The organism is Okeania sp. SIO3I5, assembly GCF_010672085.1.
In the GTDB taxonomy this organism is placed as follows: Bacteria; Cyanobacteriota; Cyanobacteriia; order Cyanobacteriales; family Microcoleaceae; genus Trichodesmium.
On record NZ_JAAHHT010000095.1, the window covers coordinates 5734 to 32506 of the forward strand.

At 36.1% G+C, this 26773-nt stretch carries 28 protein-coding genes; 24 read left to right on the top strand and 4 right to left on the bottom strand.

Annotation, left to right across the window (positions count from 1 at the left end; genetic code table 11):
- Window positions 1–200: Mo-dependent nitrogenase C-terminal domain-containing protein (locus F6K40_RS20675; protein WP_293138989.1), on the bottom strand; the 200-nt coding region annotated here is incomplete at its 3' end.
- 764 nt (window positions 201–964) lie between these two features.
- Between F6K40_RS20675 and F6K40_RS20680 the strand changes: the two genes are divergently transcribed.
- From F6K40_RS20680 to F6K40_RS20710, 7 genes are all read left to right on the top strand, one after another.
- On the top strand, window positions 965–2896 hold the full coding sequence (locus F6K40_RS20680) for a carbamoyltransferase family protein (RefSeq protein WP_293138990.1): 1932 nt from the start codon (window positions 965–967) through the stop codon (window positions 2894–2896).
- A 402-nt stretch (window positions 2897–3298) separates the two neighbouring features.
- Window positions 3299–4384: a GTPase gene (locus tag F6K40_RS20685; RefSeq protein WP_293138991.1), complete on the top strand. Its 1086-nt coding sequence runs from the start codon at window positions 3299–3301 to the stop codon at window positions 4382–4384.
- Window positions 4381–4890 carry a hypothetical protein gene (locus tag F6K40_RS20690; protein WP_293138992.1) on the top strand — a complete coding sequence of 170 codons (510 nt, stop codon included), beginning with the start codon at window positions 4381–4383 and terminating at the stop codon, window positions 4888–4890. The genes F6K40_RS20685 and F6K40_RS20690 overlap by 4 nt, the downstream gene beginning before the upstream one ends.
- A 230-nt stretch (window positions 4891–5120) precedes the next feature.
- Window positions 5121–6194: a WD40 repeat domain-containing protein gene (locus F6K40_RS20695; protein WP_293138993.1), complete on the top strand. Its 1074-nt coding sequence runs from the start codon at window positions 5121–5123 to the stop codon at window positions 6192–6194.
- Window positions 6195–6265: 71 nt separating this feature from the next.
- On the top strand, window positions 6266–7405 hold the full coding sequence (locus F6K40_RS20700; protein ID WP_293138994.1) for an amino acid ABC transporter substrate-binding protein: 1140 nt from the start codon (window positions 6266–6268) through the stop codon (window positions 7403–7405).
- Window positions 7406–7468: 63 nt separating this feature from the next.
- Window positions 7469–8929 (top strand): GTPase, encoded by a 1461-nt coding sequence (locus tag F6K40_RS20705; RefSeq protein ID WP_293138995.1) that lies wholly within the window; start codon window positions 7469–7471, stop codon window positions 8927–8929.
- Window positions 8930–9291: 362 nt separating this feature from the next.
- Window positions 9292–9798: a hypothetical protein gene (locus tag F6K40_RS20710; protein ID WP_293138996.1), complete on the top strand. Its 507-nt coding sequence runs from the start codon at window positions 9292–9294 to the stop codon at window positions 9796–9798.
- A 288-nt stretch (window positions 9799–10086) separates the two neighbouring features.
- Here the strand turns inward: F6K40_RS20710 and F6K40_RS20715 are convergent, their stop codons facing one another.
- The gene (locus tag F6K40_RS20715; RefSeq protein WP_293138997.1) at window positions 10087–10299 is read right to left on the bottom strand and encodes a hypothetical protein; all 213 of its coding nucleotides are present in this window, start codon (window positions 10297–10299) and stop codon (window positions 10087–10089) included.
- Between the two features lie 88 nt (window positions 10300–10387).
- On the opposite strand from F6K40_RS20715, the gene F6K40_RS20720 reads away from it, so the two are divergent.
- From F6K40_RS20720 to F6K40_RS20745, 6 genes are all read left to right on the top strand, one after another.
- Window positions 10388–10588 carry a type II toxin-antitoxin system HicB family antitoxin gene (locus tag F6K40_RS20720; protein WP_293138998.1) on the top strand — a complete coding sequence of 67 codons (201 nt, stop codon included), beginning with the start codon at window positions 10388–10390 and terminating at the stop codon, window positions 10586–10588.
- Entirely contained in the window at window positions 10585–10797 is a 213-nt protein-coding gene (locus F6K40_RS20725) for a type II toxin-antitoxin system HicA family toxin (protein ID WP_293138999.1), read from the top strand. Before F6K40_RS20720 ends, F6K40_RS20725 begins: the two co-directional genes overlap by 4 nt.
- A 383-nt stretch (window positions 10798–11180) precedes the next feature.
- Complete coding sequence (locus F6K40_RS20730; protein ID WP_293139000.1) at window positions 11181–11501, top strand: hypothetical protein; 321 nt, start codon at window positions 11181–11183, stop codon at window positions 11499–11501.
- A complete protein-coding gene (locus F6K40_RS20735; RefSeq protein ID WP_293139001.1) occupies window positions 11491–11862 on the top strand; it encodes a type II toxin-antitoxin system VapC family toxin in 372 nt (123 codons plus the stop codon). The genes F6K40_RS20730 and F6K40_RS20735 overlap by 11 nt, the downstream gene beginning before the upstream one ends.
- Before the next feature lie 111 nt (window positions 11863–11973).
- A complete protein-coding gene (locus F6K40_RS20740) occupies window positions 11974–12810 on the top strand; it encodes a hypothetical protein (protein WP_293139002.1) in 837 nt (278 codons plus the stop codon).
- A 3-nt stretch (window positions 12811–12813) separates the two neighbouring features.
- Window positions 12814–13023, top strand: a complete 210-nt coding sequence (locus tag F6K40_RS20745) for a hypothetical protein (RefSeq protein ID WP_293139003.1) — start codon at window positions 12814–12816, stop codon at window positions 13021–13023.
- 216 nt (window positions 13024–13239) lie between these two features.
- Here the strand turns inward: F6K40_RS20745 and F6K40_RS20750 are convergent, their stop codons facing one another.
- Window positions 13240–13698, bottom strand: a complete 459-nt coding sequence (locus F6K40_RS20750) for a hypothetical protein (protein ID WP_293139004.1) — start codon at window positions 13696–13698, stop codon at window positions 13240–13242.
- 55 nt (window positions 13699–13753) lie between these two features.
- A complete protein-coding gene (locus F6K40_RS20755) occupies window positions 13754–13927 on the bottom strand; it encodes a hypothetical protein (RefSeq protein WP_293139005.1) in 174 nt (57 codons plus the stop codon).
- A gap of 876 nt (window positions 13928–14803) precedes the next feature.
- Between F6K40_RS20755 and F6K40_RS20760 the strand changes: the two genes are divergently transcribed.
- The 11 genes from F6K40_RS20760 (at window position 14804) to F6K40_RS20810 (ending at window position 26212) form a co-directional block, all read left to right on the top strand.
- On the top strand, window positions 14804–15760 hold the full coding sequence (locus F6K40_RS20760) for an NAD(P)/FAD-dependent oxidoreductase (RefSeq protein WP_293139006.1): 957 nt from the start codon (window positions 14804–14806) through the stop codon (window positions 15758–15760).
- Between the two features lie 707 nt (window positions 15761–16467).
- Window positions 16468–17688, top strand: coding sequence for a flavin monoamine oxidase family protein (locus tag F6K40_RS20765; RefSeq protein ID WP_293139007.1), 1221 nt, complete (start codon window positions 16468–16470; stop codon window positions 17686–17688).
- A gap of 569 nt (window positions 17689–18257) precedes the next feature.
- Window positions 18258–18671 carry an SxtJ family membrane protein gene (locus F6K40_RS20770; RefSeq protein WP_293139008.1) on the top strand — a complete coding sequence of 138 codons (414 nt, stop codon included), beginning with the start codon at window positions 18258–18260 and terminating at the stop codon, window positions 18669–18671.
- Window positions 18672–18836 (top strand): DUF5989 family protein, encoded by a 165-nt coding sequence (locus F6K40_RS20775; protein ID WP_287528106.1) that lies wholly within the window; start codon window positions 18672–18674, stop codon window positions 18834–18836.
- Between the two features lie 690 nt (window positions 18837–19526).
- The gene (locus F6K40_RS20780; RefSeq protein WP_293139009.1) at window positions 19527–19682 is read left to right on the top strand and encodes a hypothetical protein; all 156 of its coding nucleotides are present in this window, start codon (window positions 19527–19529) and stop codon (window positions 19680–19682) included.
- Between the two features lie 106 nt (window positions 19683–19788).
- Window positions 19789–19944 (top strand): hypothetical protein, encoded by a 156-nt coding sequence (locus F6K40_RS20785; RefSeq protein WP_293139010.1) that lies wholly within the window; start codon window positions 19789–19791, stop codon window positions 19942–19944.
- A 106-nt stretch (window positions 19945–20050) separates the two neighbouring features.
- A complete protein-coding gene (locus F6K40_RS20790; protein WP_293139011.1) occupies window positions 20051–21253 on the top strand; it encodes an SGNH/GDSL hydrolase family protein in 1203 nt (400 codons plus the stop codon).
- Window positions 21254–22021: 768 nt separating this feature from the next.
- Window positions 22022–23224 carry an SGNH/GDSL hydrolase family protein gene (locus F6K40_RS20795; protein ID WP_293139012.1) on the top strand — a complete coding sequence of 401 codons (1203 nt, stop codon included), beginning with the start codon at window positions 22022–22024 and terminating at the stop codon, window positions 23222–23224.
- Window positions 23225–23707: 483 nt separating this feature from the next.
- The gene (locus F6K40_RS20800) at window positions 23708–23875 is read left to right on the top strand and encodes a hypothetical protein (RefSeq protein ID WP_293139013.1); all 168 of its coding nucleotides are present in this window, start codon (window positions 23708–23710) and stop codon (window positions 23873–23875) included.
- A gap of 962 nt (window positions 23876–24837) precedes the next feature.
- Window positions 24838–26061, top strand: a complete 1224-nt coding sequence (locus F6K40_RS20805; RefSeq protein WP_293139014.1) for a hypothetical protein — start codon at window positions 24838–24840, stop codon at window positions 26059–26061.
- A gap of 7 nt (window positions 26062–26068) precedes the next feature.
- Window positions 26069–26212 carry a hypothetical protein gene (locus tag F6K40_RS20810; RefSeq protein WP_293139015.1) on the top strand — a complete coding sequence of 48 codons (144 nt, stop codon included), beginning with the start codon at window positions 26069–26071 and terminating at the stop codon, window positions 26210–26212.
- Window positions 26213–26773: the final 561 nt, after the last annotated feature.

Sequence of the window (26773 nt, forward strand, 5' to 3'; positions counted from 1 at the left end):
TTACACAGAGGAGGAATCTGTAAAATTGTACGCCCCAAAAATTTAATATCTCTAGCAAAGGGGCATTGAGCAGGAATTAATTGGCATAATTTTTGAGCAAACTTAGGATTATTAATATCTATCCCATTAATAAAGTTGCGACCAGGTTGTAGCAGAATATCAATGAAATTTTTAGGATAATTGTGTGTAGTAGTTTGCATTTTTATATCTCCAATTTTTCTCAATATATTGTTATGACGCTACGCGCAAGTCATGCATCGAGCGCTAATTGATGAGGTCTCCATTTCCTGCGGAAACGCTCCGCAAACAGAATCTAAGACGCACTCAAAATAGTAAAAACTTAAAAGTAATCTTTAACTGAAAATTCAGTTACCAAATTCTTTCCTAAGTCATACTAAACCAACGCAAACAGGAATTAATCATAAATAATTACTGTTGCTGATTAGCTATAATACTCAAGAAAAAGTATTCAAATATTCCACAGGCGATCGCTGATTTTGCCTGATAATTAAGATATTAGTATTCAGCTATTTTCTAGGAAGATGGTTAGGATTTATACTCTCAATATCTCCTAAGTTATTAACTGAATAAGTCTGAGAAAATGACCTTTTAATTTACTTTTCTCAAGTGCTACTGGACATATACTTAACTTTGTTTTACTTCCATATTTCTAAGATATCTATAATTAAGACAGATAGCAATATGTTTTTTATATAAAAAATATTTATCAATTTAGGCAAAGCTTATTAAGCTAGCTCAAAAGCATTGAGGGTATGCTTTATAGCACTATGCAAATAGGTGTTTGACACATATAAATGCTCAAACGAGACTTTTGTAAGGGCGAATGGCCATTCCCCCCTACTGACTTTTAACTTGCGTGTAGCGGTATAATCTGAGGATATTTGACCAAATATTGGCCGAAACTAGATAAAAGGCCATTTGTGAGGAGAAAAAATTTATAGATATGAACATTCTGGGAATTTCAGCTTATTACCACGACAGTGCCGCCGCCCTCGTATGTGATGGAAAAATTATCGCCGCTGCTCAAGAAGAAAGATTTTCTCGTAAAAAACACGATGCCAGATTTCCGAAAAATGCTATTTCCTATTGTCTGAAGGAAGCGAATATCGAATTACTCGATCTAGACCAAATCGTTTTCTATGACAAACCTTTAATTAAATTCGAGCGACTTCTGGAAACTTACCTCAGTTATGCTCCTAAAGGTTTTCGCTCTTTTCTGATGGCAATGCCAATTTGGTTAAAAGAAAAGTTATATTTGAAAACCCTTTTAAGAAGAGAATTAGCAACGTTCGCTCAGTGTAAGGCATCCCATCTTCCCAAATTGATGTTTACTGAACATCATCAGTCTCATGCAGCTTCGGCATTTTTTCCGAGTCCGTTCGATCGCGCTGCGGTAATGTGTCTGGATGGAGTCGGTGAATGGGCGACTACTTCGGTTTGGTTGGGAGAAGGAAATAAACTGACTCCCCAGTGGGAAATAGATTTTCCTCACTCCTTGGGTTTGCTCTACTCAGCTTTTACTTATTACACTGGTTTCAAAGTTAATTCTGGGGAATACAAACTTATGGGTTTAGCTCCCTACGGAGAACCTAATTATGTGGATTTGATTTTAAATAATCTGATTGATTTAAAAGCTGATGGTACTTTCCGGTTGAATATGGAATATTTCAACTACGCCACCGGATTGACTATGACTAATCAGAAATTTGACAAATTGTTTGGCGGTTCTCCTCGCAAAGCGGAAACTAAAATTAGTCAAAGAGAAATGGATATTGCTGCTTCCATTCAGAGAGTAACTGAGGAAGTAGTGTTGCGTCTGAGTCGAACCGTGCAAAAAGAACTTAATGCTGACTACCTTTGTTTGGCAGGGGGAGTTGCTCTTAACTGTGTGGCGAATGGCAAGATTTTACGGGAAGGAATTTTTAAGGATATTTGGATTCAACCTGCAGCGGGAGATGCTGGTGGTGCCTTGGGTGCTGCTTTAGCTATTTGGTACGAATATAACGATCAACCGCGAGTAATAGAAAAAGTGGTTGAGAATATTCCAGAAAAGGAATTAATTTCTGTGGAGTCTGGAAATGCTGCTGTTTCTGTGGCAAAACCTCCTGTTTGTCGCGCTCCTAATGACATGATGCAGGGAGCTTATCTCGGACCGAAATTTGCAGATGAGGAAATTCGGGAATATCTGGATGCTATTCAGGCAAAATATGAATATTTGCCAGATTCGGAGTTGATGCCACAGTTGGCAGAAATTTTGAATAATGGTAACGTTGTCGGATGGTTTCAAGGTCGAATGGAATTCGGACCCCGCGCTTTGGGAGGACGCTCTATTATTGGCGACCCCCGGAATCAAAAAATGCAGTCGGTGATGAATTTGAAGATTAAGTATCGGGAGTCTTTTCGACCTTTTGCGCCTTCAGTTATGGCGGAACGAGTTTCAGATTATTTTGATATTGAACATTCTAGTCCTTATATGTTGTTGGTAGCTCCGGTGCAGGAGAATTTGTTAATTCCTATGACAGAGGAGCAAAAGCAGTTGTTTGGAATTGAAAAGTTGAATGTGCCGCGATCGGAAATTCCGGCAATTACTCATGTGGATTATTCGGCGAGAATTCAAACTGTGCATCGGGAGACTAATCCTCGGTATTATGAATTGATTCGACATTTTGAGAAGTTGACGGGATGTGGGGTAATTGTGAATACGTCTTTTAATGTGCGGGGTGAACCAATTGTTTGTACACCCGAAGATGCTTATCGGTGTTTTATGCGGACTGAGATGGATTATTTGGTGGTGGAGAATTTCTTGATGGCGAAGACTCAGCAGATTCCTTGGGAAAAGGATGAGTCTTGGAAAGAAGAGTTTGAGCTGGATTAGGATTTAGCGATCGGGTGTAGGTTGGGTTGAAGAATGAAACCCAACACTACGCGGATTCCGCCTTGGTGAGGTACACCCATCGCGAGCAAGATGCTCGCACTGGAAAAATTTAATTTTTAATATCTGTACTTCATGTACTTGGAATTTGGTGTAATTTTTGTGTGTTAAGCTGATGCTTTTTCCTAGTTCGTGGATAAACCAAGTTTCTGCGTAAGTCGGAAATTATGCTATAGTTAATTAGAGGTTGTACAATATCTAGTGTAGGTGTAAATTTTATGATCCAAGAGAAAACATTAGAAGAGAGAGCTAATTTGTTCTCATCCATTCCGATAATGTTCTCTGAACTAATAATGTAGTAATTATTATTGGATTCAATTATTATGCTCAAATAATGTGTAGAACATGAATAAAATACCAAAGCCTGAATTGATTAGGATTGCAGTTACTGGACATACTAATAGTGGAAAAACTACTATGATCCAGACTTTAATGAAGCAAAAAATAGGAGAAATAGACGATCGAGCGAATGTGACTAAAGATGTTCAATTGGCTCCCTATGAATATGATTTTATCGATACTCCTGGTTTTCAACAAGCAAATACTCTTCTTCTTGTAAAAAAAGATGTAATTGAATTAGATTCAGAATTAGAGAAAGAGTTAGAGTATGAAATGAAAGCTTTTAAGGCAATCGAATCAAGTGATGTTATCTTGTATGTAGTATCTTTAGAGACAGTACCAGAACGCTCCCATGAAAAAGAGATCGAGCTGATAGTATCTACTCAAAAAGGAGTTGTAGCTCTTTTAAATAAAGGTATTTCTCTGTCTCAACCAACTACAGATTCAGATGCAGTTGCTAAACAGACAACACGAATTGAACGATGGAAAGATGTACTTCACAATTGTGGTGTATCTAAAAGCTTTGTGTTTGATGCTCATTCCCATGATCCAGGACGAGTGGTAGAAATATATAGTGCTATAAAAGAATGTCTCCCTACTAATAAAAAGTCATTATTTGAGAGAGAAAAAGTTGTTAGTGATATTTCTAATCCCTATAAAGTAGGAGAAATGAGTGAAATAGCTTTTGAGAAACCTGCTGATACTGAATTTGATCGGTTATCGGCAGATGAGAAACCAATTATTACTCGGCCTCCAAAAAATCTCTCTGAACTTAATAAAGTTCCCTTAGCTAATATTGCTAATACAGAACCAAATGCTAATTTTTCCGGGCTTTCATCTCTTTCCCTAACTCAATCAAGAAAAAGAGAGTTAGGAAAAATTGTTAGCGATCTTTCTAATCTCTATGAAGCTGGAGAAATTAGTGAGACAGACTTTGAAAAACTTGCTGAATATGCCTCTAAGTCATTTGTTGAGGCTGAAATTGAAAAGAGGTTAGGTAGCTATTTGGAGCAAAAGCTTATCAAGTTGTCGGAACGCTTGACCTCAGATAAATCTATTTTGCAGCTTTTGGAGGTTAGTAAAGAAAGATGACTAAAGGCAATCCTAAAGAAGAGAAACAAATTGAGAGTAAAAATTTGTCTGAAGAAAGTTCATCTGGCCCTTTAGTCGAAACATCAAAGAGTAGTCAAGAAGCAAAATTGCCAGGAATTCTTGAGTATTTTCTTCCAGACGAAGTTAAGGAAAACATACCAATTAATATAAAGAAACAGATTTCACTAGCTTTTTCTCTTGAAAGTCGTAGAGAGGTGTCTCCCTGGATAGATCTTGCTGACAAGGTTCAACCAAGTCACATCACTCAGTTTCTTGAGAATGATAATGCGCAGGATGAAAGAGTCTTTCAGGATTCTCAGATATCAAAGAGATATACACTTACATATGTTATTATTTTTTGCTTTGTCTTTTTATTCACTACTGTTTTTCTGGTAAATCAAAATGTGAACATTTACACAGACTTGCTGAGGACTTTTGTTGTTTTTGCTGGTGGGTTTGGCAGTGGTTTAGGCTATAAAAATTTAAAGGATAAAAATAAGGGTTAATGAAAACCATATCCTCGAATAAGCTAGCAGGGTGCGTTAACTAAATTTAACGCACCATTTATATTTTAATTTAAGCTAGTTCTGTATAATTATTATTGAAAATAATTCAATCTAATCTTTGAAATTATTACTAAGTTATTTTTTTTAGCTTGCTTATTATTCCATGAGCATCGAACTCAGGTTAAAACTAATAAAAAATTTTGACTTGAATATTTAGAGTATTATTTTCTATGAATTTAAAGTTTCCTCCTCCAAAACTCATTTTCATCTTAGTTATCTTAATTTTTATTGTTGTCCCAATACGTATTTTGAACAGCAATCTAGAAAAATGTAATCATCAAAACTATACCCTTCCTAAATATGTCTATTTTAAAGATTTTGATTTTGGGTTTAGTTTATCATCTGTAGTTATTAACAACTCAAATAAAACAGTAATAGTCGCTGGTAATTCTTCTGAGATTCGTATATTAGACTTGGATGGTGAAAAAGATTATCCACCTCTCCAAACAGAATTTAATGGATTTAGGTCTTTAGCTCTAAATGAAAAAGTAGGTTATCTCGTTGGCGGCACTTTAGATGGATCTGTAGTCTTATGGCAATCAGATAAATCATCAAAGAATGGTTGGAGTGAGGATTACATAATTTTTCCTCAAAAGCAAAGTCAATCTATATCATCTGTTGCGATTAGTAGAAGTGGGAAATTGATTGCTTCAAGTAGCGACGACACAATTCTTATTTGGAGAAATAGTGAAGGTGGAAATAAATGGGAACTTCGTAACAAAATTTTTTCAGGGCATTCCGGACGCCAGGTTTTTGATCTAGTTTTTGGTAATGACGATCAAACTTTATTTACAGTTGGAAATGACAATCTTATTAAAATTTGGAATTTAGGTGCTCAAGGTACTATGAATAATGGTAACGAAGTAGATTCATACAATAATTATTTCCCAATAATTTCTCTAGTATTTAGAACTGATAATAATGAACTTATTTTTGGTACAAATAATGGCAAAATAAAGGCTTGGAATGTACAAGTAAAACCAGAAATAGCTGATGAATTTATTAGGGAACATGATTCTCAACCAGTCAATACTTTAGCAATTTCGGAAGCCGAAAAACTACTTGTGAGTGGAAGTAATGATAATACAATAAAGCTATGGGACTTGTGTACTAAAGAAAACTTTCAAACTTTATCAAAACACACAGAATGGGTTCGCTCAGTTGATATTAGCTTAGATAAAATTTATATTGTAAGTGGAGGCTTAGATAAGAAGATTATAATTTGGAAAAGAGAAAAGCAATAGTAATTCTGTTGATAGAAAATGAAACACTTTATTCATTAATTTAAGTTATTTTTGTTGAGAGGAATAATGCTATGAAATTTGAAAATATTAATAATATTTGGTTATTTAGTCTGATATTGTTGCTGTTGAATGCTTGTTCCTTTACTCAACCTTCTGAAACTTTAGAAGATAAGAGTATCTTGGAACAGGTCAAGGAAAGAGGAAAGCTGAACTGTGGCATAAGTGGTAATTTTCCAGGCTTTAGTACAGTGAACTTGAGTAATATTGATATTACAAAATTAGACAACAATCCAAAGATTTCAAATAATATTTATCAGCAAATACAAGAGTCTGCTGTTGGCTTTGATGTAGATATATGTAGAGCTATTGCTTCGGCAATTTTTGACAATCCCAATGCAGTAGAATATCGGTTTCTTGATACTACAGAACGCTTTGAAGCAATCTCTTCAGGAAACATTGATGTTCTTTCAAGAAATACAACCTGGACTGTAGAGAGGGACGTATCAATTGATATCGAATTTGCTCCAATAGTTTTTTATGATGGGCAGGGTATTTTGGTTAGAAAAAATAGTGAAGTAAAGTCACTTAACGATCTAAATGGTAAGGTAATTTGTGTTCAGATAGAAACTACTACCGAAGAAAATTTGGAAGATGAAAAGAAGAAGCGTAACTTAACATTTAAAATTAGGCCGCTTCAAGATGCAAATGATGTCTATCGACTATATGAAGCAGGTGAATGTCAAGCAGTAACCTCTGATAGATCGCAACTTGCTGGACAGTTGACCTCACTTAAAAACCCAGATGAGCATATTATTTTACCAGAAATCTTATCTAAAGAACCTTTAGCTCCAGTTGTAATCAACAGCGACCCACAGTGGATTGATATTGTTCGATGGATTGTATTTACTCTGATAGAGGCTGAAGAATTAGGAATTAATCAAAATAATCTTGAGCAAATGAAAGCTAGTAAAGATCCTAAAATCATTCGTTTTTTAGGTCTACAAGGAACAGCAGATAGTATAGGTTCACGTTTAGGTCTTGAGTCAGATTATGCCCAAAGAATTATTCGTCATGTTGGAAATTACGGTGAAATATATAATAGAAATTTAGGTCCAAATTCTTCAACTCCGATTCCGCGAGGTCTAAATAATCTCTGGAATAACCCAGATCCAAAGCAGAGAGGGCTAATTTATTCTCCTCCATTTCGATAATGTTCTCTAAACCGATGTAGTAATTATTATTGGATTCAATTGTTTTCAAGAAATGTATAGGATATGAATAAAATTCCCAAGTCTGAATTGATTAAAATTGCAGTTACCGGGCATACTAATACTGGAAAAACTACTATGATCCAGACTTTAATGAAGCAAGAAATAGGAGAAATAGATGATCGAGCAAATGTGACAAAAGATGTTCAATTTGCTCCCTATGAATATGAAGGGCTACAGGCTGTTTTTATCGATACTCCTGGTTTCCAACAAGCAAATACTCTCCTTCTTATCAAAAAAGGCAAAATTGAATTAGATTCAGAATTAGAGGAAGAGTTAGAGTATGAAATAAAAACTTGGAAAGCAATAGAATCAAGTGATGTTATATTGTATGTAGTCTCTTTAGAGACAGTACCAGATATATCTCATCGAAAAGAGATAGAGCTAATTTTATCCACTAAAAAAGAAGCTGTAGCTCTCTTCAATAAAAGTATTTCTTTGTTTCAAGTAGCCACAGAGTCAGATGTAATTGCCAGACCGACAACACGAATTGAACAATGGGAAAAGGTACTCCGTGATAGTGGCGTATCCAAAAGCTTTGTATTTGATGCTCATTGGTACGATCCAGAGCGAGTGGTAGATATATATAATGCTATAAAAGAATGTCTCCCTAATGATAAAAGTTTATTATTTGAGAAAGGTCTGTTAGCTTTTAAACAGCACCAACAATATAGAGTTAGGAAAGCTTGTAATCTAATATTCGAGTGTTTAGATAAATGTCGGCAGATAATCACTGTTCAAGCCTCAGAATTTGATTACAATCTAGACAAGTCAAAAGAGAAAGCTATATTAGGAATATCTACATTGATCCATGGTGCAGTGCTAGAGTTTATCATTGATGCTTCTAAGCTCTATTATGATCTAGTTGTACCTTCAAATGCAGGTGATGCAGTTATCAAAAATCCTGAACCTAATATAAAAACAAAAACTAATATTCGAGAACTTTTGATATCTACAACTTCTACTACAAGTGGTCTTGCTGCTCTTGGAGCCACATTTGGTGCAGCTATTGGAGCTTCGACTTCTGCTGTTTTAGCAGGAGGAGTTGGAATTATTAGCGGTACTTGGATAGGTACACAAGTTGGCTCAGTGATTGGGACTTGTCTAGGAGGAATTTGGGGAATTGTAGACAGTCCGCAGGATATCAATGTACAAATATCTAGAGAGGCATTTAGTAGAATTCAGTATCTTTGCATTACGATCATTTGGGCGCTTTCACAGCACGGATATGGTGCTGGGAAAAAACTTGATGAATCAGTAATGGCTCGACGTTATGATATTGCACAAAAAGTATGTACTGCTACTAATTTTGATTGGTTCTCAGCAAATGAGGAACAAATTATCGATCAGTGTGCAAAAAATCTCTCTGAACTTAATCAAATTCCCTTAGCTCATATTGCTAATACAGAACCAGATACTAACGTTCAGAACCCGCCTGCTGACAATTTGGAAAAGGAGGAGGTTTAATGATGATTACTGTGAAGTTTATCATTAGGGCAGTTTTATTCATTTTGATGAAGGATGCTAATATCAGTGAAGACGACTTGAAAAAATGAGATTGTTTACGGTTTTCTTCAAACTCTCTTTTGCTATCGAGTCTAACAATTCTGTGCAGTGAACATTAGGGGTGAATGGCCATTCGCCCCTACATTTGACCTTTCAGCAAATTGACATATTTACAATTTTGTGGTAAGCAAAAAGGAAGATTTTAGGAGATAAGCGATCGCTCCACCCTACCCCAAAAACTTTTTAAAGTATGGTAACTTAAATAATCAAAGGCAGTTTTTTTATTAAACAGTCACTATTGTCCAATAGTTAAGGAAAAAATCATGGAGACTACAGAAGCACCTATTTTATTGGGTACTAGAGAAGCATCTATTTTATTAGGTATATCTCGTCAACGTCTGCTAGTTTTGTTGGCTCAAGGAAGAGTCAAAGATGCTGAAAAAAATGGTAGATTCTGGGAAATCCCAGTTTCTGAGAGTGGAATGCCTGTAATAATTCCGGCTCGGCGCGGTCCGGAAGGTATCTGGCGCAAGAAAGAACCTAGCGATCCTAAAATGATTCATGTTAATCAACATAATATTACAGGGAACAAGAGTAAACCTCCTGAAAAATTCCAACCAGTCGTTTCTGTTAAGGACGGCAAACGCAACGATTATGGTTATAACCTATATATTCCAGGTCCTTGCCTAATTGTCTATAAACCTTACAAACCCGCAAAATGTGGCGCTCACTTGTGGATTAATACTTATCATTCTGTGGAATTTGTAGATACTGAGTTTAATCTCGAGCCAGTTACTGCAAGACGACCTTACAAACAAATCAGCAAATAATTTATTTCCATCTGGGAAAAAAGTGCGCCTGTTTTAGTCGAGAAGGCTCAAAAAGCTTACAGGGTGAAACGTTTCTCAGGCTTTTGGTACATTTGCCGAAAGTTAGCTCAACTAGCAAATCCAGTATGAAATCTGGCAAGCAGAAATGACGGTCAGTGATATTGACGTCAAGGGTTTGTCGGCAATTTGAGCTGCCTCGATCCAGTCTAACAACTCTGTACAGCAGACAGACGAGCGATCGCTTACTGTTATTCTTGGGTGAGATTAATGATCAAAGTTACCTTTTGATTAAACGCTAACTATTGGACAATAGTTAAGGAAAAAATTATGGGTACTAAACAAGTATCTTTCGGCGATCTTGACATCAAGCGTTTGTCCGCCATTAGATTTGCCTCGATCTAGTCTAACAATTCTGTGTAGCAGACGATAGGGGCGAATGCCGTTCGCCCCTACATTTGACCTTTCAGCAGTTTGATCGATTGAAAATTCTGTGGTAAACAAAAAGGAAAATTGTAGCAGATAAGCGATCGCTCTCCAAACCCAAACATATTTTTAGGTATACTTGGTTTATCAAACATAGGTTAGAACAATGAAAATCAAAGCAATTATTTGGCAAGAAGATGGAGTGTGGTGTGGTTCAGTCCCCGCTTTACCTGGATGTCATACTTGGGGTGAAAGTTATGAACATCTCCTAGAAATGCTTGAAGAAGCAATTCTAGGATGGATTGAAGTCGCCACCGAAAGAGAAAACTTTGAACCAGGGAAACAGTTAGTTGAGCTATCCCTATGAAATCTATTTCTGGCAAAGCTTTCTGTAAAATTGTTGAGAAACAAGGTTGGGTTCTCAAGCGAATCAGCGGTAGTCATCATATCTATACCAAAGAAGGTGTTCAAGCTATTCTCTCAATTCCTGTTCATGGCAACCGAGACTTACCAATTGGTATTTTAACCAAACTGATGAAGGATGCTAATCTCACGGAAGACGACTTGAAAAAATGAAATTGTTTACCGAAACAATTAAACAATTAAATAATTAGATAATTTAGGTTTAAAGCCTCCCCAGTAAAGGGGAAGAAAATAAATTTTTTCCTTTTTGGTCAATCCTCTCCCTTTTAGGGAGAGGTAATTATCCATTATCCATTATCCATTATTGAAAGTTTTCTTCAAACTTTCTTTTGCTATCCAGTCTAACAATTCTGTGGAGTGAACAGTAGGGGCGAATGGCTATTCACCCCTACATTTGACCTTTCAGCAAATTGACAGATTTACAATTTTGTCGTATGAAGAAAGGAAAATTATAGTAGGTAAGCGATCGCTCCACCCTTCCCCAAACACTTTTTTGAATATACTTAATCTATCCAATCAAGATAGGAGATAAAATTATGCAACTGACAATTAATCTGCCAGAGAAGCTAACGGAAAAAGTTTATAGTAAATGGGGCGATTTATCTCAAAAAATCATTGATAAGTTAATTCTAGAAGCTTTTCTAGAAGGACTCATTAATTTTGATGAATTTAAAGAGATGTTAGATTTGAATAATGATGTAGATTTAAAAGCTTTTCTCGAAACAAATATTCCCCTTCATAATTCAGGATTATTGAATTTAGCTGGAAGTTGTGCAGACATAGATTTTACAACTGATAATCTAGCAATTTCTGATCAAATAGATAATGATTTAATTAGTGCTGTAAATGAGCAATAATTTTCTAATGTATCTACTAGATACGAATGTTTGCATTGTATATCTGAAAAACAAAAACTCTAATGTTAATAATTATTTTCAGAGGCTAGAATCAGATAAAATTGCTGTTTGTTCCGTCGTTAAAGCTGAATTATTTTATGGTTCAAGACGCAGTAATAATCCTCAAAAGAGTTTAAATATACAACTATTATTTTTACGGCAATTTGTATCTTTGCCATTTGATGATTTTTGTGCAGAAATCTATAGTAGAATTCGGGCAAATTTAGAAAAAGCAGGAACACCTATTAGCTCAAATGATATTTTACTTGCCTCTATTGCTTTAGCAAATGATTTAATATTAGTTACTCATAATATTAGATAATTTAGACGAATTGAAGGGTTAAAAATTGAAGATTGGGAAGAAGTTAGGTAGTAGAGCGATCGCTTACACTAAAACTGCCATACAATTATAAGTTAGTAATCAGGAGTAATTATGAGTCTTACATCACTAATAGAAACAGACAAAGAATTGAGAGACGAAATTAAAGCAGCTTTTTCACGCCCTAAGTTGGAAAAGAATAAACCATTGTTGGTTGAGCCGCTTACAAAAAACTATGGCTTAGTTGGCACAGCATTTGATTATATATTTCGTTTCTATCTAGAAAGGCTCAATTCTATCAACAATTATTCCAGACAATGGATTGCAGAAGAAGCAATTACTCGACCCATGTTTAATAAGGAAGTGTATAAGGAAGTGTATGAGGTAGGGGTTAGTATAGTCAATAATGTAAAAAAACTAAAAAAAGAATTTATTGAAACAGGTGAGTTGTCAGAAGAACTTATAAGGCAAACATTACGGATGTCTCATATAGATAATTTTTCTCGCGCTGGAGTAAGAATTGAAAATATTGGTCTAGATGCGGAGAAAGGGGATATTGAAGATATAAAAAAACAATTTCATCTAATAGATGAAAAGCTCTTTATAGCTCAAGATATTTGTATTTTGAATCCCACATTTGGAGAAGCTTCAATACTTGTAGGTGGAGCTGATGCTGACTTGATAATTGACAATAAACTTATAGATATAAAAACAACAAAAAAACTTGAATTCAAGCTTAATGATTTTTGTCAAGTAATTGGTTATTTTTTACTTCATATAATTGACGGAATTAATGAAAGAAAAGAATTAGAAATAAATCAGTTAGGAATCTATTATTCAAGATATGGTTATCTATTTTTATTCAATACTAAGGACTTGATTGATGATAGTTCATTGCAAAAATTTACCGAATGGTTCGTAAGCAGAATGAATCAAAAGAAAGATAGTTAACTTATGGATTTAAAGGAATTACCAGGAGCAGAATTAATCCTCCCTGGAATTAAAGATTTGCACAACGGTAAAACTGATACAGTTGGGGCATTGCTAGTGGCGATCGCATCAATACGCTTAACTAAAGCTGGTTTAGATATTCCCAGAAGTCATCTAATGCCAGAACCAGAATTAAGGTTATGCTCGTCTGCAAGCAGACTTTATACATGGTGAATTTCTAAGTTATGATTTTGGCTTAGATAAGTTTGATTGGATAGTTTCGTTAGGTTATCTTTCTGATTCTGGCAAAGCTTTCTGTAAAATTGTTGAGAAACAAGACTGGATACTCAAGGGAATCAGCGGTAGTCATCATATTTATGCTAAATCTTATAAGTTCATAATTTAACTATAACGGCTTGCAAACATTTATTTTTCAGTTCTATATCTTGATCATTTTGCTAAATGCTCATCTTGTTGGTGGTTTTCATTTTTGATATCGACACGAAATTGACTTAACAAACTATAGACCAAAGGAGATAAAAGAATCCCCATCGCTATGACAAAAACCAAACCACTAAAGAGTGCATAGACAGAAGCAAATACTTTCGCGCTAGTAGTTGAGAGGGGACTAATTGGTCCCATACCACTAAGAATCATTGAAGCTTCTACTAGAGAATCTATCCAACTCAAGCCTCCTGCCCAATGATAGCCGAGAATGCCCATCATAAGTCCTAGAGAGATAAAAAGTGCAGATATACTCAGATAGCTGATAAACTTCCACAGAAATAGGAAAATTGACCTGGTACGTTCTGATGAAGTCCAAGTTTTCGGTTCTTGAATCACATTTAAAGGAGAGGAACGGATGAGAAATATTACAATTACTAAAATTAATAGTCCATATACGAGCATATTTCTAAAATCCACTTCACGATTATCTTAATATATAGGGCTAAAACTAGAGAAACTACTGTAAGCTTGCCAACCAATTTTGTAATCCTTTTATGGTAAGCCTTTTAAGTCTTTGCCTAGCCATTACAGCTACTCTAATCAACTTAGTGCAGCAGACAAACAGGCGATCGCTCAAACCAATATCTTTCATTCCATTCAGGCGATATGGCTGTCGCACTTGCTCGGCCAACGCTACAAAAACTACCGTACCTCAAAATCTGGCGTTGCTGATTGGTAATGATTTTTAGATTAAGTAAAACGCCAAAAAAATATATTTTACGATATTACCTTTAGCTATTAACCATTACATTTCAGCAACGCCCAAAATTTGTTTAACTCTTAACTTTTACTTATACCCTTTAGTCTTTTCGTTTGAAAATTTTTAATTTTGTCAGGATTTAATCACAAAAAAGGAGAAAATTTTTCTCAACTAATTAACGAGTTTTCAAGATTTTCAGCATTTTGTTTCAATTTTGTGATATTCTCAAAGGTATTAAATTCCAACGGAGGGTTTTGCTTAAAATAATTTTGACGTTGCAAATTACTATAATTTCGTTATTTTGAGAGGCAAATAATGTTCAGTTCTTCTACCATGACAAACTAATTTTTCTCTGCTAACTTTTCGGCAGTTTGATAAATTGACAATTTTGTGGTAAGCACAAAGAAAAAAAATATGGCCGATTAGTATTTTTTATATATGAGATTAAAAAATGCTCCCCTTCCCAGAAAGCCTTCAATAGAGAAAACCCAACATCAACAAATATTTCTTCGGTTTCACTATGGTTCTACTTAAGCTACATTGACTTTTCATAACTTTTATGCTAGTAGCTAAAAATTAACAAAATTCTTTAATATTGTACCGCGACTACTATACAATCAATAGTTAAACATCCACTTGACAAACATTTTTACCTCAATCAAAGGTATTTGCAGCAGATTAGAGATAGTATTTGCGTAGTTGATTCCTGGCAGTACACTACCACTATAATATTTATTCCTATCTGCTGGACGTATCATTTAAGATGTATTTTAATTTCAGATGTATTATTTTCGAGGACTATAAATTTTGGAAACTTATGAATTTGATGTGGTTATAATTGGCGGTGGCCCAGCGGGCTGTGGCTGTGCATTGTATACATCTCGTGCAGATTTAAAGACAGTGATTCTGGACAAGAATCCAGGGGTGGGGGCACTGGCAATTACTCATAAAATTGCCAACTATCCGGGAGTGGCTGGTGATATTAGCGGGACTGAGTTGCTAGATGTAATGCGAGAGCAAGCTATCTCTTTTGGCACTGACTATCGGCGAGCACAGGTGTTTGGTATTGATGTAGAAGGGTCAGACAAAAAAGTTTATACTCCAGAAGGAACCTTTGTAGGGCGATCGCTGGTTTTAGCCACAGGTGCAATGGGTCGCAAGTCTTCCCTGCGAGGTGAATCAGAATTTTTAGGTCGGGGCGTAAGCTATTGTGCCACTTGTGATGGTGCATTTTATCGCCAAAAAGAGGTTGCCGTTTATGGAATTAATCCAGAGGCAGTTGAAGAGGCTCAGTTCTTAACAAAATTTGCTTCTACTGTTCATTGGCTAACAAATAATGAACCGCAGTGGGAAGATACCCATGTTAAAGAATTGCTGAATCTACCCAATGTTAAGCATTGGAATTTGACGCGTCTGACTTCGATCCAGGGTGATGAGGCAGGGGTGACAAATGTTTTGATGAAAACCAGAGGAGAACCGGAAGCAAGTTCCCTGTCGGTAGAGGGGGTTTTTGTGTACCAAAGTGGCTCTAAACCGATTATTGACTATATTGGTCCTCAGATAGAATTGAGGGAGAATGGCGGCGTTAAAGTGGATGAGATGATGGCAACTAATGTAGAGGGAGTTTGGGCGATAGGCGATATTCGGAATACACCGTTTCAGCAGGCAGTGGTTGCAGCATCGGATGGTTGTATTGCAGCAATGGCAATCGATCGCTTTCTCAATCAACGTAAGGGCATTAAGCGAGATTGGGATCATGTTTAGTAGGTACTATAATCTTTCTCTGAAGTATCGTGTTTAGGATTATGGATGATCGTCACTGCCCGAAATCTTTGTCGATGCAGGAAATCTTGGGAAGACCTCTAAATGAGCTGGCATGGAGTTCTCTGTTTTACTTCCATCCCAGTGATACCAAATCTGGTATAGATATCCACCTTATATCCTACTCTGTAGAGACCTTGCATGCAAGGTCTCTACAGGGTTTTTGTGATTTGCTCAAAGCGGATGTGTTTAACCAGGATTTATACTAAATCCGTTGCGCGAAGGGAGATTTACCAAGGCAAGGCAAAAGAGTTATATCATGTCCGGTTGAATACTTACAATGCATGAGGAAATAAGGCAGGAGGCACTTATGCGGAAGGCAGAAGGTTTTCTTCTAATTATAACTTAATTATATACACGCTCCGATGCTACCGGACATGATATTAGAGAGGAAGAGCAAAAAATCACCTTTTGATAACCGGATTTGGTATTAGTATGAGATTGATTCGATGCCAGACTCTGTTTAGTGGAGCATTGACTTAATCAAAGAATAACGATTTTATACGTTATAAACCGTACTATTAGACAGTTGATCTAATTTGTTATTAAGACGATCCTAAAAAGCTGAAACCAACTTCAATGCTTTATGCAGGAAGAGCCGATCGCTGCTTCAAATGCAGTCTGACGGCTCAGTATCTGGGAAAAGAGAAATGAATCGACGATTAATACTACAAGGAGTTGGAAGTAGCTTACTTTTGAGTTTTTGGCCGTGGCGCGGTGTTCAAGCAAAAAACCAAAAGCTCCTCGGCTACATTAGAACTAATTGGAGTCGTGACCCCTATACATATGGCTCCTATTCATACATTGCCAAGGGTGCTAGACGCAGTGACATTCGTGCGCTAGATCGGGCTATTGACAATCAGGTCTTTTTTGCTGGTGAAGCGGTTTTTCCAAAGTACAACAGTACAGTTCATGCAGCATATCAATCAGGGCTTCGCGCAGCTAACTCAATTTTACAAGGTAGCTCTAATAGGATTGCAATTATTGGTGCGGGAATGAGTGGTCTGGCGTCGGCACAGAAACTTTCCCAAAATGATCGAGAAGTTACTGTGTTTGAAGCACGCGATCGAATTGGTGGACGGGTATGGACAGATAACCGACTGGGAATGCCGTTGGATCTGGGAGCCAGTTGGATTCATGGGATAAACGGAAACCCACTTGTGGATTTGGCCGAAGAGCTAGATCAGCAACTTATCCAAACCGAAGAAGATTACGTTATTCGAGGACGTGACGGGCGTAAAATTAGGGAACGTGACGCTCCAAGATGGTTGGAAAATGTTGTTAGTATCCAGCATACCGCTGGAGCTAATAAAGATAGAATCAATCAGTGGGCTTATCTGTTCCTGAATGACTATGATGGTCCGGATGTCAAATTCGCAGATGGATATGCAGGTATTTTTGAAGCCCTCAAGGGTAACTACAAAATCAAATTGAAGACAGTGGTTAAGGAAATCCAGAGAACTCAAAAAGTGGTGACACTAGGTTTTGAGAAAATTGATAATCAATCTTTTGATGCCGTTTTGGTAACAGTCTCCCTTGGGGTGCTTAAAAGAGGAGATATCAAGTTCGATCCTCCACTGCCCGAAAATAAGCAGCAAGCTATCGATCGCCTCGGGATGGGAACTGTAGATAAAGTTTATTTGTTATTTGAAGAGCAATTCTGGGATTTATCAGCTAGCTGGATCGCAACTCCAGAAAATGATCTTCCTCCAGGGCAGTTTAATCAATGGTTTAATCTTTATCGATACATTGAAAAGCCGATAATTACGGCCTTCAATGGTGGTCTACCAGCCTTAGCCTTATCGACACTTTCGGATGAAGATATTGTGCAAAGAGCCTTACAAACTATTTGCACTGCCTATTCAATATAATTAATAATTAATAATTAATAATTAATAATTAATAATTATTTATCTGTTGGGTGTCACTATTTTTTCACTATTTGAAGTTTGAGATAGAGTTTGAACTTAAGCTAAAGCAGGATAAGTTGTTCCAGAAAATGTCATTTCAGTTATCAGTTATCAGTTAGCCTCCTATGGTCGTAACTGCGTTAACAGTTATCAGTACCTCCTGCTGTTTGCGCAGCATTCTGCAGGAAACCAGGAGACTTGAAACCAAAATTTTTCGGTCATTAATATAGAAGCCATTAGACATCTCCAAAAATTCAAACAGGAAATCAATTCTTATCAATAAATTATCAATTCTATCATGTCCGGCTCGAAACGTGATCAAAAAACTTTCTCCTCCTTATACATTCAAACTCTCTTCTCTTCCCTCCTGACTCCTCCTTCCTTATTTATAACTATTTAACCGGACATGATATTATTCCTCCTTCCAGTTAAGTGTTCCCTGTTCCCTCTTTTCTGGAGAAATATATTGACTTTTAATAAATTGTGTGATAATAATTTAAAGTTAACAAAATATTAATGACGGATAAATAATGAGCGATCGCGAGATACCAAAAATTGATAAAAAGGGTCTCAGGGAGTTTGGTCTAATAGTAGGGGGTGTTTTTGGCGGTTTATTTGGTCTATTACTACCGTTGCTGCACAAACATTGGCCACCGCCTGCATGGCCTTGGGTAATTGCTACTCCTCTATTGGTATTGGCAGTTGTTTCACCCCCGACTTTGGAACCTGTTTATAAGTTTTGGATGCGGGTGGGAATTTTCCTGAGTACAATAATGACTCCCCTATGGATGGGATTAGTATTTTATCTTGTAGTTATGCCAATGGGTTTGATTATGCGAATGTTTAAAAAAGACCCAATGGAGCGACAATTTAATACTGAAGCGTCAACTTATCGGGTGATGAGTCAATTAAAAACAAGAGAAAGTATGGAGCGGCCTTTTTAAATGTTTGAAGGAATATTAGATTTTCTCAAAGACCTTTGGGGTTTTATGGGAGAGCGGAAAAAATATTGGTTATTGCCTTTGATTATTACTTTGGTTTTGTTAGGAGCTTTGATTATTCTGAGTCAGTCTTCTGTAATTGCTCCGTTCATTTATACTTTGTTTTAATCTGACTATTTTGGCAGAAGGGAGGAAGAAGAAAGATGTTTTTTTTGTTTAATCTTACTGCACTTCTCTTCCTTGACTTCTAGTGCCGCTACCCGCAAATCAAAAGTTAAAAGTTAAAAGTATTATACTGATTACTAGGGATTAATGCTTTACTTAAGTAAAAAGTAAAACTTCGATTATTAAGTAATTAATACGGACTGAATAACTTTTTTGATAATTATTAATCATTAGCTTGTTAATTATTTACTTTTTTACTTCTCCCCCACTCCCCTACTCAAGAAAATGTAGAAAAGTTTTTGAGAAATAGTATTAATTGGTCAATTTTTGAGTATTTTGTAAATGATGGATTATTTACACTATATTTTAGTAGCATTTTAGAAGTTTTCTGGCAAAGATTAATTTTTTATTGTTGATGTATTAGCTATTAGTCAATAGCTCATTAATGAATAATGGATAATGAATAATGGATAATTACCTCTTTATTCCTAGGAGTAGCGATCGCTGAAGTAGGAGTAAGAATTGCTGGTTTGGAGGAATTAAAAAAAATGCCGGAAACTACCCACGCAGAATTTTATCCTAGTTAATTCTCATCTAAAATCACTATGCAGGACTACCGAAAAATTTTGAAGTTTGGTTGAGTTTATTAAGCAAACTGACATCATTAAAATACCAAAAAATCTAGTTTAAAAAATGAAAAATTTAAAAGTTTTTGCAGTAAATTTAACTATGATTTTTGCCAGTTTATTCCTAGGAATAGCCATCGCTGAAGTAGGAGTAAGAATTGCTGGTTTGAAAGGATTAAAAAAAATGCTGGAAAGTACCTATGCAGAGTTTTATCTGAGTTGATTTTCATCTAAAATCACTATGCAGGACTACCGAAAAATTTTGAAGTTTGGTTGAGTTTATTAAGCAAACTGACATTATTAAAATACCAAAAAATCTAGTTTAAAGAATGAAAAAATTAAAAGTTTTTGCAGTAAATTTAACTATGATTTTTGCCAGTTTATTCCTAGGAGTAGCCATCGCTGAAGTAGGAGTAAGAATTGCTGGTTTGAAAGGATTAAAAAAAATGCCGGAAAGTACCCACGCAGAGTTTTATCTGAGTTGATTTTCATCTAAAATCACTATGCAGGACTACCGAAAAATTTTGAAGTTTGGTTGAGTTTATTAAGCAAACCGACATCATTAAAATACAAAAAAATATAGTTGAGGGAATGATAAAGTTAAAAGCTTTGGCAGTAAATATCGCTATGATTTGTGCCAGTTTATTCCTAGGAGTAGCGCTCGCTGAAGTAGGAGTAAGAATTGCTGGTTTGAAAGGATTAAAAAAAATGCCGGAAAGTACCCACGCGGAGTTTTATCCTACATTTCATACTATTCCTCATCCAGTTAGAGGGTGGTCTTATCAAGGAAATGTTTCTGGTTGGTGGACGAGTGAAGGGAAGGCTTATTTAGAGTTTAATAGTCATGGTCTTAGAGGACCGGAAATTACTAAAGCAAAACCAGAAAATACTTTAAGAATTGCTGTACTTGGAGATTCTTTTACTTCGGCAGTGCAGGTTTCTTATCAGAAAACTTTTGTGGCAGTTATGCAGAAAGAATTGGGAAAATGTAAAGGTTTAAAAACCCAAAAAGTAGAGGTAATTAATTTTGGGGTAGATGGTTATGGAACTGCCCAACAGTTATTAACTTTGCGGGAAAAAGTCTGGGATTTTCAGCCGGATATTGTGCTTTTAGCTTTTTTTATCGGCAATGATGTTACGGATAATTCTCGCAAGTTAGAAAATAATCATTATCGACCTTTTTTTGTCTATAAAAATGGGAAGTTGGAATTAGATTTATCTTTTAGAAAGTTAACTATTAGTCAAGCAAACCGCTACATGATTACTACAGTCGATAAATTACCAGTTTGGCTAGTAAATAATATTAGAATTTTACAAATTATCAAAAAAGTAGAGGCAGATCAAAGGAAGAGAAATGCTGCAAGATACTTTGAGAAATTACAAGCAAATAATTTTAGGGAACCGCCAAATTATGCTTGGCAAGAAGCTTGGAAAATTACTGATGAATTAATCGGAATTATGGCAAAAGAAGTGCAGGAAAAAGGAGCGGAATTTAAAGTAGCTACAGTGATGACTTCTATGCAAGTTCATCCAAATCAAAAATGGCGAGAAGAATATATGAAAATTATGGATATTCAAGATTGGTTATATCCGACAAAAAGACTGAAAAATTTAGGGGAAATTTATGATTTTTCTGTCATTGATTTAGTTGAACCTTTTGATGATTATGTTCGGGAAAATCCTGTTTGTTTTCATGGGTTTAAAAATACGGCAATGTGTACAGGCCATTGGAATTCTACAGGGCATAAATTAGCAGGAGAAATTATTGCTAAAAAATTATGTGAAGGGTTATAGCGCTACGCAAAATTCAAAATTCAAAATTCAAAATTCAAAAGTTATCTCTAGTCTGGGTTTAAGGATTTATAAATGTCTCAACCTTTGCTTCGACTGCTATACAAAATTCAAAATTCAAAATTCAAAATTCAAAAGTTATCTCTAGTCTGGGTTTAAGGATTTATAAATGTCTCAACCTTTGCTTCGACTGCTATACAAAATTCAAAATTCAAAATTCAAAATTCAAAAGTTATCTCTGTCTGGGTTTAAGGATTTATAAATGTCTCAACCTTTGCTTCGACTGCTAGATACGGGAGTAGGGGAGTAGGGAGTGTGGGGAAGGTGGGGAGAGGAGGAGTAGGGGAGTAGTAAAGAACTAATTAACTCTCAAAGCATTGACGTATAAAAACTTTAGCCTTTTTAGGTAGAAAAAAATGCTAACTTTTTGGTCTAATACCAATTCTCAAAAACTTTGCTATACTTGGATTTTATATTTCTAAATACTATTTATTGACATAATTTTATTGTTAACTAACCTCTATGATTTTTCCAGTTATTTTTACCACCTTCCAAGGGTAGCATTAATGCATGAGAAATGGTATAAAAAGTTAGTATTTTGGGGTTAGTATTTTGGGCAGATAAGGGCAGAAAAACCAAAGAACAATTCTTCCTCCTCCCTTCTGTATAATTTTCCTAACTCCTAACTCCTAACTCCTAACTCCTGACTCCTGACTCCTGAATTCTACCCTTACCAAAAGACTTTTTATTAACTAATAAATCTCCAATTTAATGAAAAAACTCAAGAATTTAGCCATCAATTTAGGATTAACATTAGGTACATTAATATTTACTCTGACAGTAAGTGAAATAGGATTAAGAATAGCAGGAATTGAACATCCAGCACCCCATATTGGTGCAGATAAAAATCCTCTCCATACTTTTAAAGATATGTACAGAGGTTGGGCAGGAAAACCTAATGGTAAAGCATTTTGGCAGGAGGAGGGTATTCCTTCTGAAATAAAAATGAATAGTGCCGGATTTCGCGATTATGAACGGAGTAAAAATAAACCAGAAAATGGATTAAGAATTGCTTTATTAGGAGATTCTTTTACAGAAGCACTTAATGTAAAATTAGAAGATACTTATGGTGCAATAATGGAGGAAAATTTACAACAATGTCCTGCGTTAAAAAACCGAAAAGTAGAAGTAATGAATTTTGGGGTAAATGGTTATGGAACAGCGCAAGAATTAATGACTTTAAGACATCATGTTTGGGATTATCAACCAGATTTAGTGATATTAGCTTTGTATCCAGGTAACGATCTTAGTAACAATTTTCGTAATTTAGAACACGACCATTTACGCCCTTATTTTGTTTACAAAGATGGGCAACTTGTGGCAGATATGTCATTCCGTAATTTGAAGTTTTGGCAGAGAAATCGTTATGCTTTTTCTTTGGTAGATTTTTTGCCTTATGGGTTAATAAAAAATTCCCGAATTATCCAGTTAATTAGAAAGGTAGATGTTGATGCTAAACGCCGTCAGTATAATCAGGATTACAATGCAATTAATATAGATTTTTACAAAGAACCATTACCTAATTCTGATTGGGAAGAAGCTTGGGAAGTAACTGAGGGTTTGATTAAGTTAATGCGGGATGAAGTATATGAAAAAAATGCAGATTTTATGCTCATAACAGTTAGTCATTCTTCTCAAGTTCTGCCTGATATTCAAGAGCGTAATAGTTTGAAAAAATCTTTGAATGTGTCAAATTTATTCTACCCAGATATTAGACTAAAAAATTTTGGGAAGGAGGAAAATATACCAGTCTATAATTTAGCAGGACCTATTTGGAATGAGGCTAAAAAAACAGGTAAATGTTTGCATGGTTTTGATAATGCACTTCCCTGTGGAGGTCATTGGAATGTAGAAGGTCATAAATTTGTAGGGGAAATAATGTCAGATTATTTGTGTGAGAAATATAGGAATTAGAAGTCTTTTCAGTTATCAGTTATCAGTTATCAGTTATCAGTCAGAAGCGAGAATTTTAAAGATTTTCAGCTCATTTTCAGCTCAAGTTAATGTAATAATTAACTTTCTTTAGTTGAACAAAAAGTCATGTATATAGGCAAATTGCCCCATTTAAGCTTTAGAGTATCACAAAAATTGCAAGGATGCAACCGAGAATTTTTTAACGCGGCGATTTTTTTTTGGTGCTTCAGAGAATGACAATGTTGATAGTTTTCTACTTAGGAAGAATGGATGGAAAGATTTGATGATGGAAAAACAAGTATTTATAGGTAGCTCTGACAAAATGAGAAAATTTCTAGCATTGCTCCTGGCCAAAATTCCTGGATACTTAGATTCTATCTCAGTCAGAAAATTTGGTTGAATAAAAAATCATGCACATGGGCGAATTACCCCATCTAACCTTTAGAGTATCACAAAAATTGCAAGAATGCAACCGAGAATCTTTTGACGCGGCGATTTTTTTTTGGTGCTTCAGAGAATGACAATGTTGATAGTTTTCTACTTAGGAAGAATGGATGGAAAGATTTGATGATGGAAAAACAAGTATTTATAGGTAGCTCTGACAAAATGAGAAAATTTCTAGCATTGCTCCTGGCCAAAATTCCTGGGTAGTTAGATTCTATCTCAGTCAGAAAATTTGGTTGAATAAAAAATCATGCGCATGGGCAAATTACCCCATTTAAGCTTTAGAATATCACAAAAATTGCGAGGATGCAACCGAAAATTCTTTGACGCGGCGATTTTTTTTTGGTGCTTCAGAGAATGACAATGTTGGTAGTTTTCTACTTAGGAAGAATGGATGGAAAGATTTGATGATGGAAAAACAAGTATTTATAGGTAGCTCTGACAAAATGAGAAAATTTCTAGGTAGTCCTGCATTGTAATGGTGAAAATATATATTTTTTAATTTCTTCCCACACCTCCCACACTCCCCACACCTCCCACACCTCCCACACCTCCCACACTTCCCACACTCTCTCTACTATTACTATGCACCACCACCAATTTCTAGCATTGCTCCTGGCCAAAATTCCTGGGTACTTAGATTCTATCTCAGTCAGAAAATTTGGTTGAATAAAAAATCATGCACATGGGCGAATTACCCCATCTAAGCTTTAGAATATCACAAAAATTGCGAGGATGCAACCGAAAATTCTTTGACGCGGCGATTTTTTTGGGTGCTTCATAGAATGAAAATGTTCGTGGTTTTCCACCCTAGGAGGGATGGATGAGTCGAGGTTGAAATCTCCGACGAGGGCGTAAAAAAGTCCTAATGCTGACCTCTGACTGCTGACTGCTATTTAATGATGAAAAAAATCTGATTTTAATCTTAGAAGTAGGGGAGTAAGAGAGTATTTTTCAATCTTTTCCCTGTATTGCCTCTGTTCCATTCCCGACTCGTAACTCAAAATTTTTTACGCGGGCAAAGGTAGCAAATAGCTTTTATAGTAGTTTTAAACAGTTATTGAAGTTAGTGAAATTAGTGAAATTAGTTAACTCAGTTAAGTTAGTTATAAATTTAATATAGCAGTTCTAATATTAAAGAAGAACAGTATATTAAAGAAGTAAAAACAATGAGTGGTTTTAGACAACTTGGAAATATCTTTGTCAGCGGTGGAACAGAACAAATAGTAATACCATCATCAGAAATTGAATCTAATCAACCTTTAAGAGTGACAGTATTTCCTATTAGTTCTAGTCAAGGTGGAAGTATTAATTTAGATGCTGAATTAATATTGGATGGAAATGCACCAGGTTTACCACTTTCTAGTGATTTTCGTGGCATAGGAGAAGCTGAACAAATTGTTTACAATCCGATAGTATCAAATATCAACTATACAACTGAAGTTACAAGCGTTAATGGAACTACAGGACTTTATTTGTTAGAAGTTAGTTCAGAAGATAGTAGTAACGACTTTTCTAATACTGCGGTTTCTATTGGAAATGCTTTTAATAATCCATCAATTAATGGTTTTGTTGGTAGTAGCGATCCAGATGATTGGTTTAACTTTCAAGTATCAAGTAATAGTCAAGTTAGAGTTACACTAGACGCTATCCAAGACAATGCTCAATTAGAGCTATATGATGAAGCTTTAAATCTAATTGACTCAGCACAAGCGGAAGTAATAAATAACGGATTAATAACTCAAAATCTTGCTACAGGAAATTATTTGGCCAGAGTAACACCTGCTGATACCAGTGTGGACATTCCTGATGGAGGAACAGCATCTACAGAGTATACGTTAGCTGTCCAGCAAATTAATGGTAATCCTGGAGGAGGTAATCCTGGAGGAGGTAATCCTGGGGGTAGTTCTCAAGATGTATTGCGTTTCTGGGACTTTACATCAGAATCACACATCTTTACAGCAAATCAAGCTGAAATAGATGATTTAACAGGTGAACCTACCCTTTTTCGGAGCGAAGGTAACGAATTTGATGTTCCAGTCAATGAGGGCGATCCAGTCTTTCGCTACCTTAATACCGCGACAGGCAGTGATTTTTTGTCATTTGAGCTTGGAATAGAAGATTCCCTCCCACAATTCATAAATACAGGGGTGGCATTTAATGCTTATAAACCAGTAGGTACAACAAATACAAGACCAGCAAATACACCAGTCAATGCCATACCTGTTTACCGACTGGCCAACTTGGATGCGGAACAAGCAGATCCTTTGAATATTACTCATTTTTATACTTCCGATCCAAATAATAGGCAGCTAGTGCTTGATACCCTCAACTATCGAGACGAGTTTGTTGGTTTCTGGGCACTTCCTGCTAGTACGGATGGTTTTGTTTAGGAAATGAGTGTGGGAGGTGTGGGAGGTGTGGGGAGTGTGGGAGGTGTGGGAGGTGTGGGAAGTGTGGGAGGTGTGGGGAGTGTGGGAGGTGTGGGGAGTGTGGGAGGTGTGGGAAGTGTGGGAGGTGTGGGAGGTGTGGGAAGTTAATTAACTATTATTGAGCATTGTTAGGGGTTTGGTCTCCAAACCCCATTTTTTTTGGCTGGGAATATTCCGTAGTAGGGGAGGGTTGGTTTTTTCCCTTGGGTTTGGAGGGTTTGGAGACCAAACCCCTACGATCTAAATTTCAAACATCATGGTAGTAGGATATTCCGTAGTAGGGGAGGGTTGGTTTTTTCCCTTGGGTTTGGAGGGTTTGGAGACCAAACCCCTACGAGCTAAATTTCAAACATCATGGTAGTAGGATATTCCGTAGTAGAAGCGGGTTGGTTTTTTCTCTTGGGTTTGGAGGGTTTGGAGACCAAACTCCTACGATAAAATCTGACAACCTATGTTCTATTTTCCCTTGGGTTTGGAGGGTTTGGAGACCAAACCCCTACGAGCTAAATTTCAAACATCATGGTAGTAGGATATTCCGTAGTGGGGGGGTTGGTTTTTTCCCTTGGGTTTGGAGGGTTTGGAGACCAAACCCCTACGAGCTAAATTTCAAACATCATGGTAGTAGGATATTCCGTAGTAGGGGAGGGTTGGTTTTTTCCCTTGGGTTTGGAGG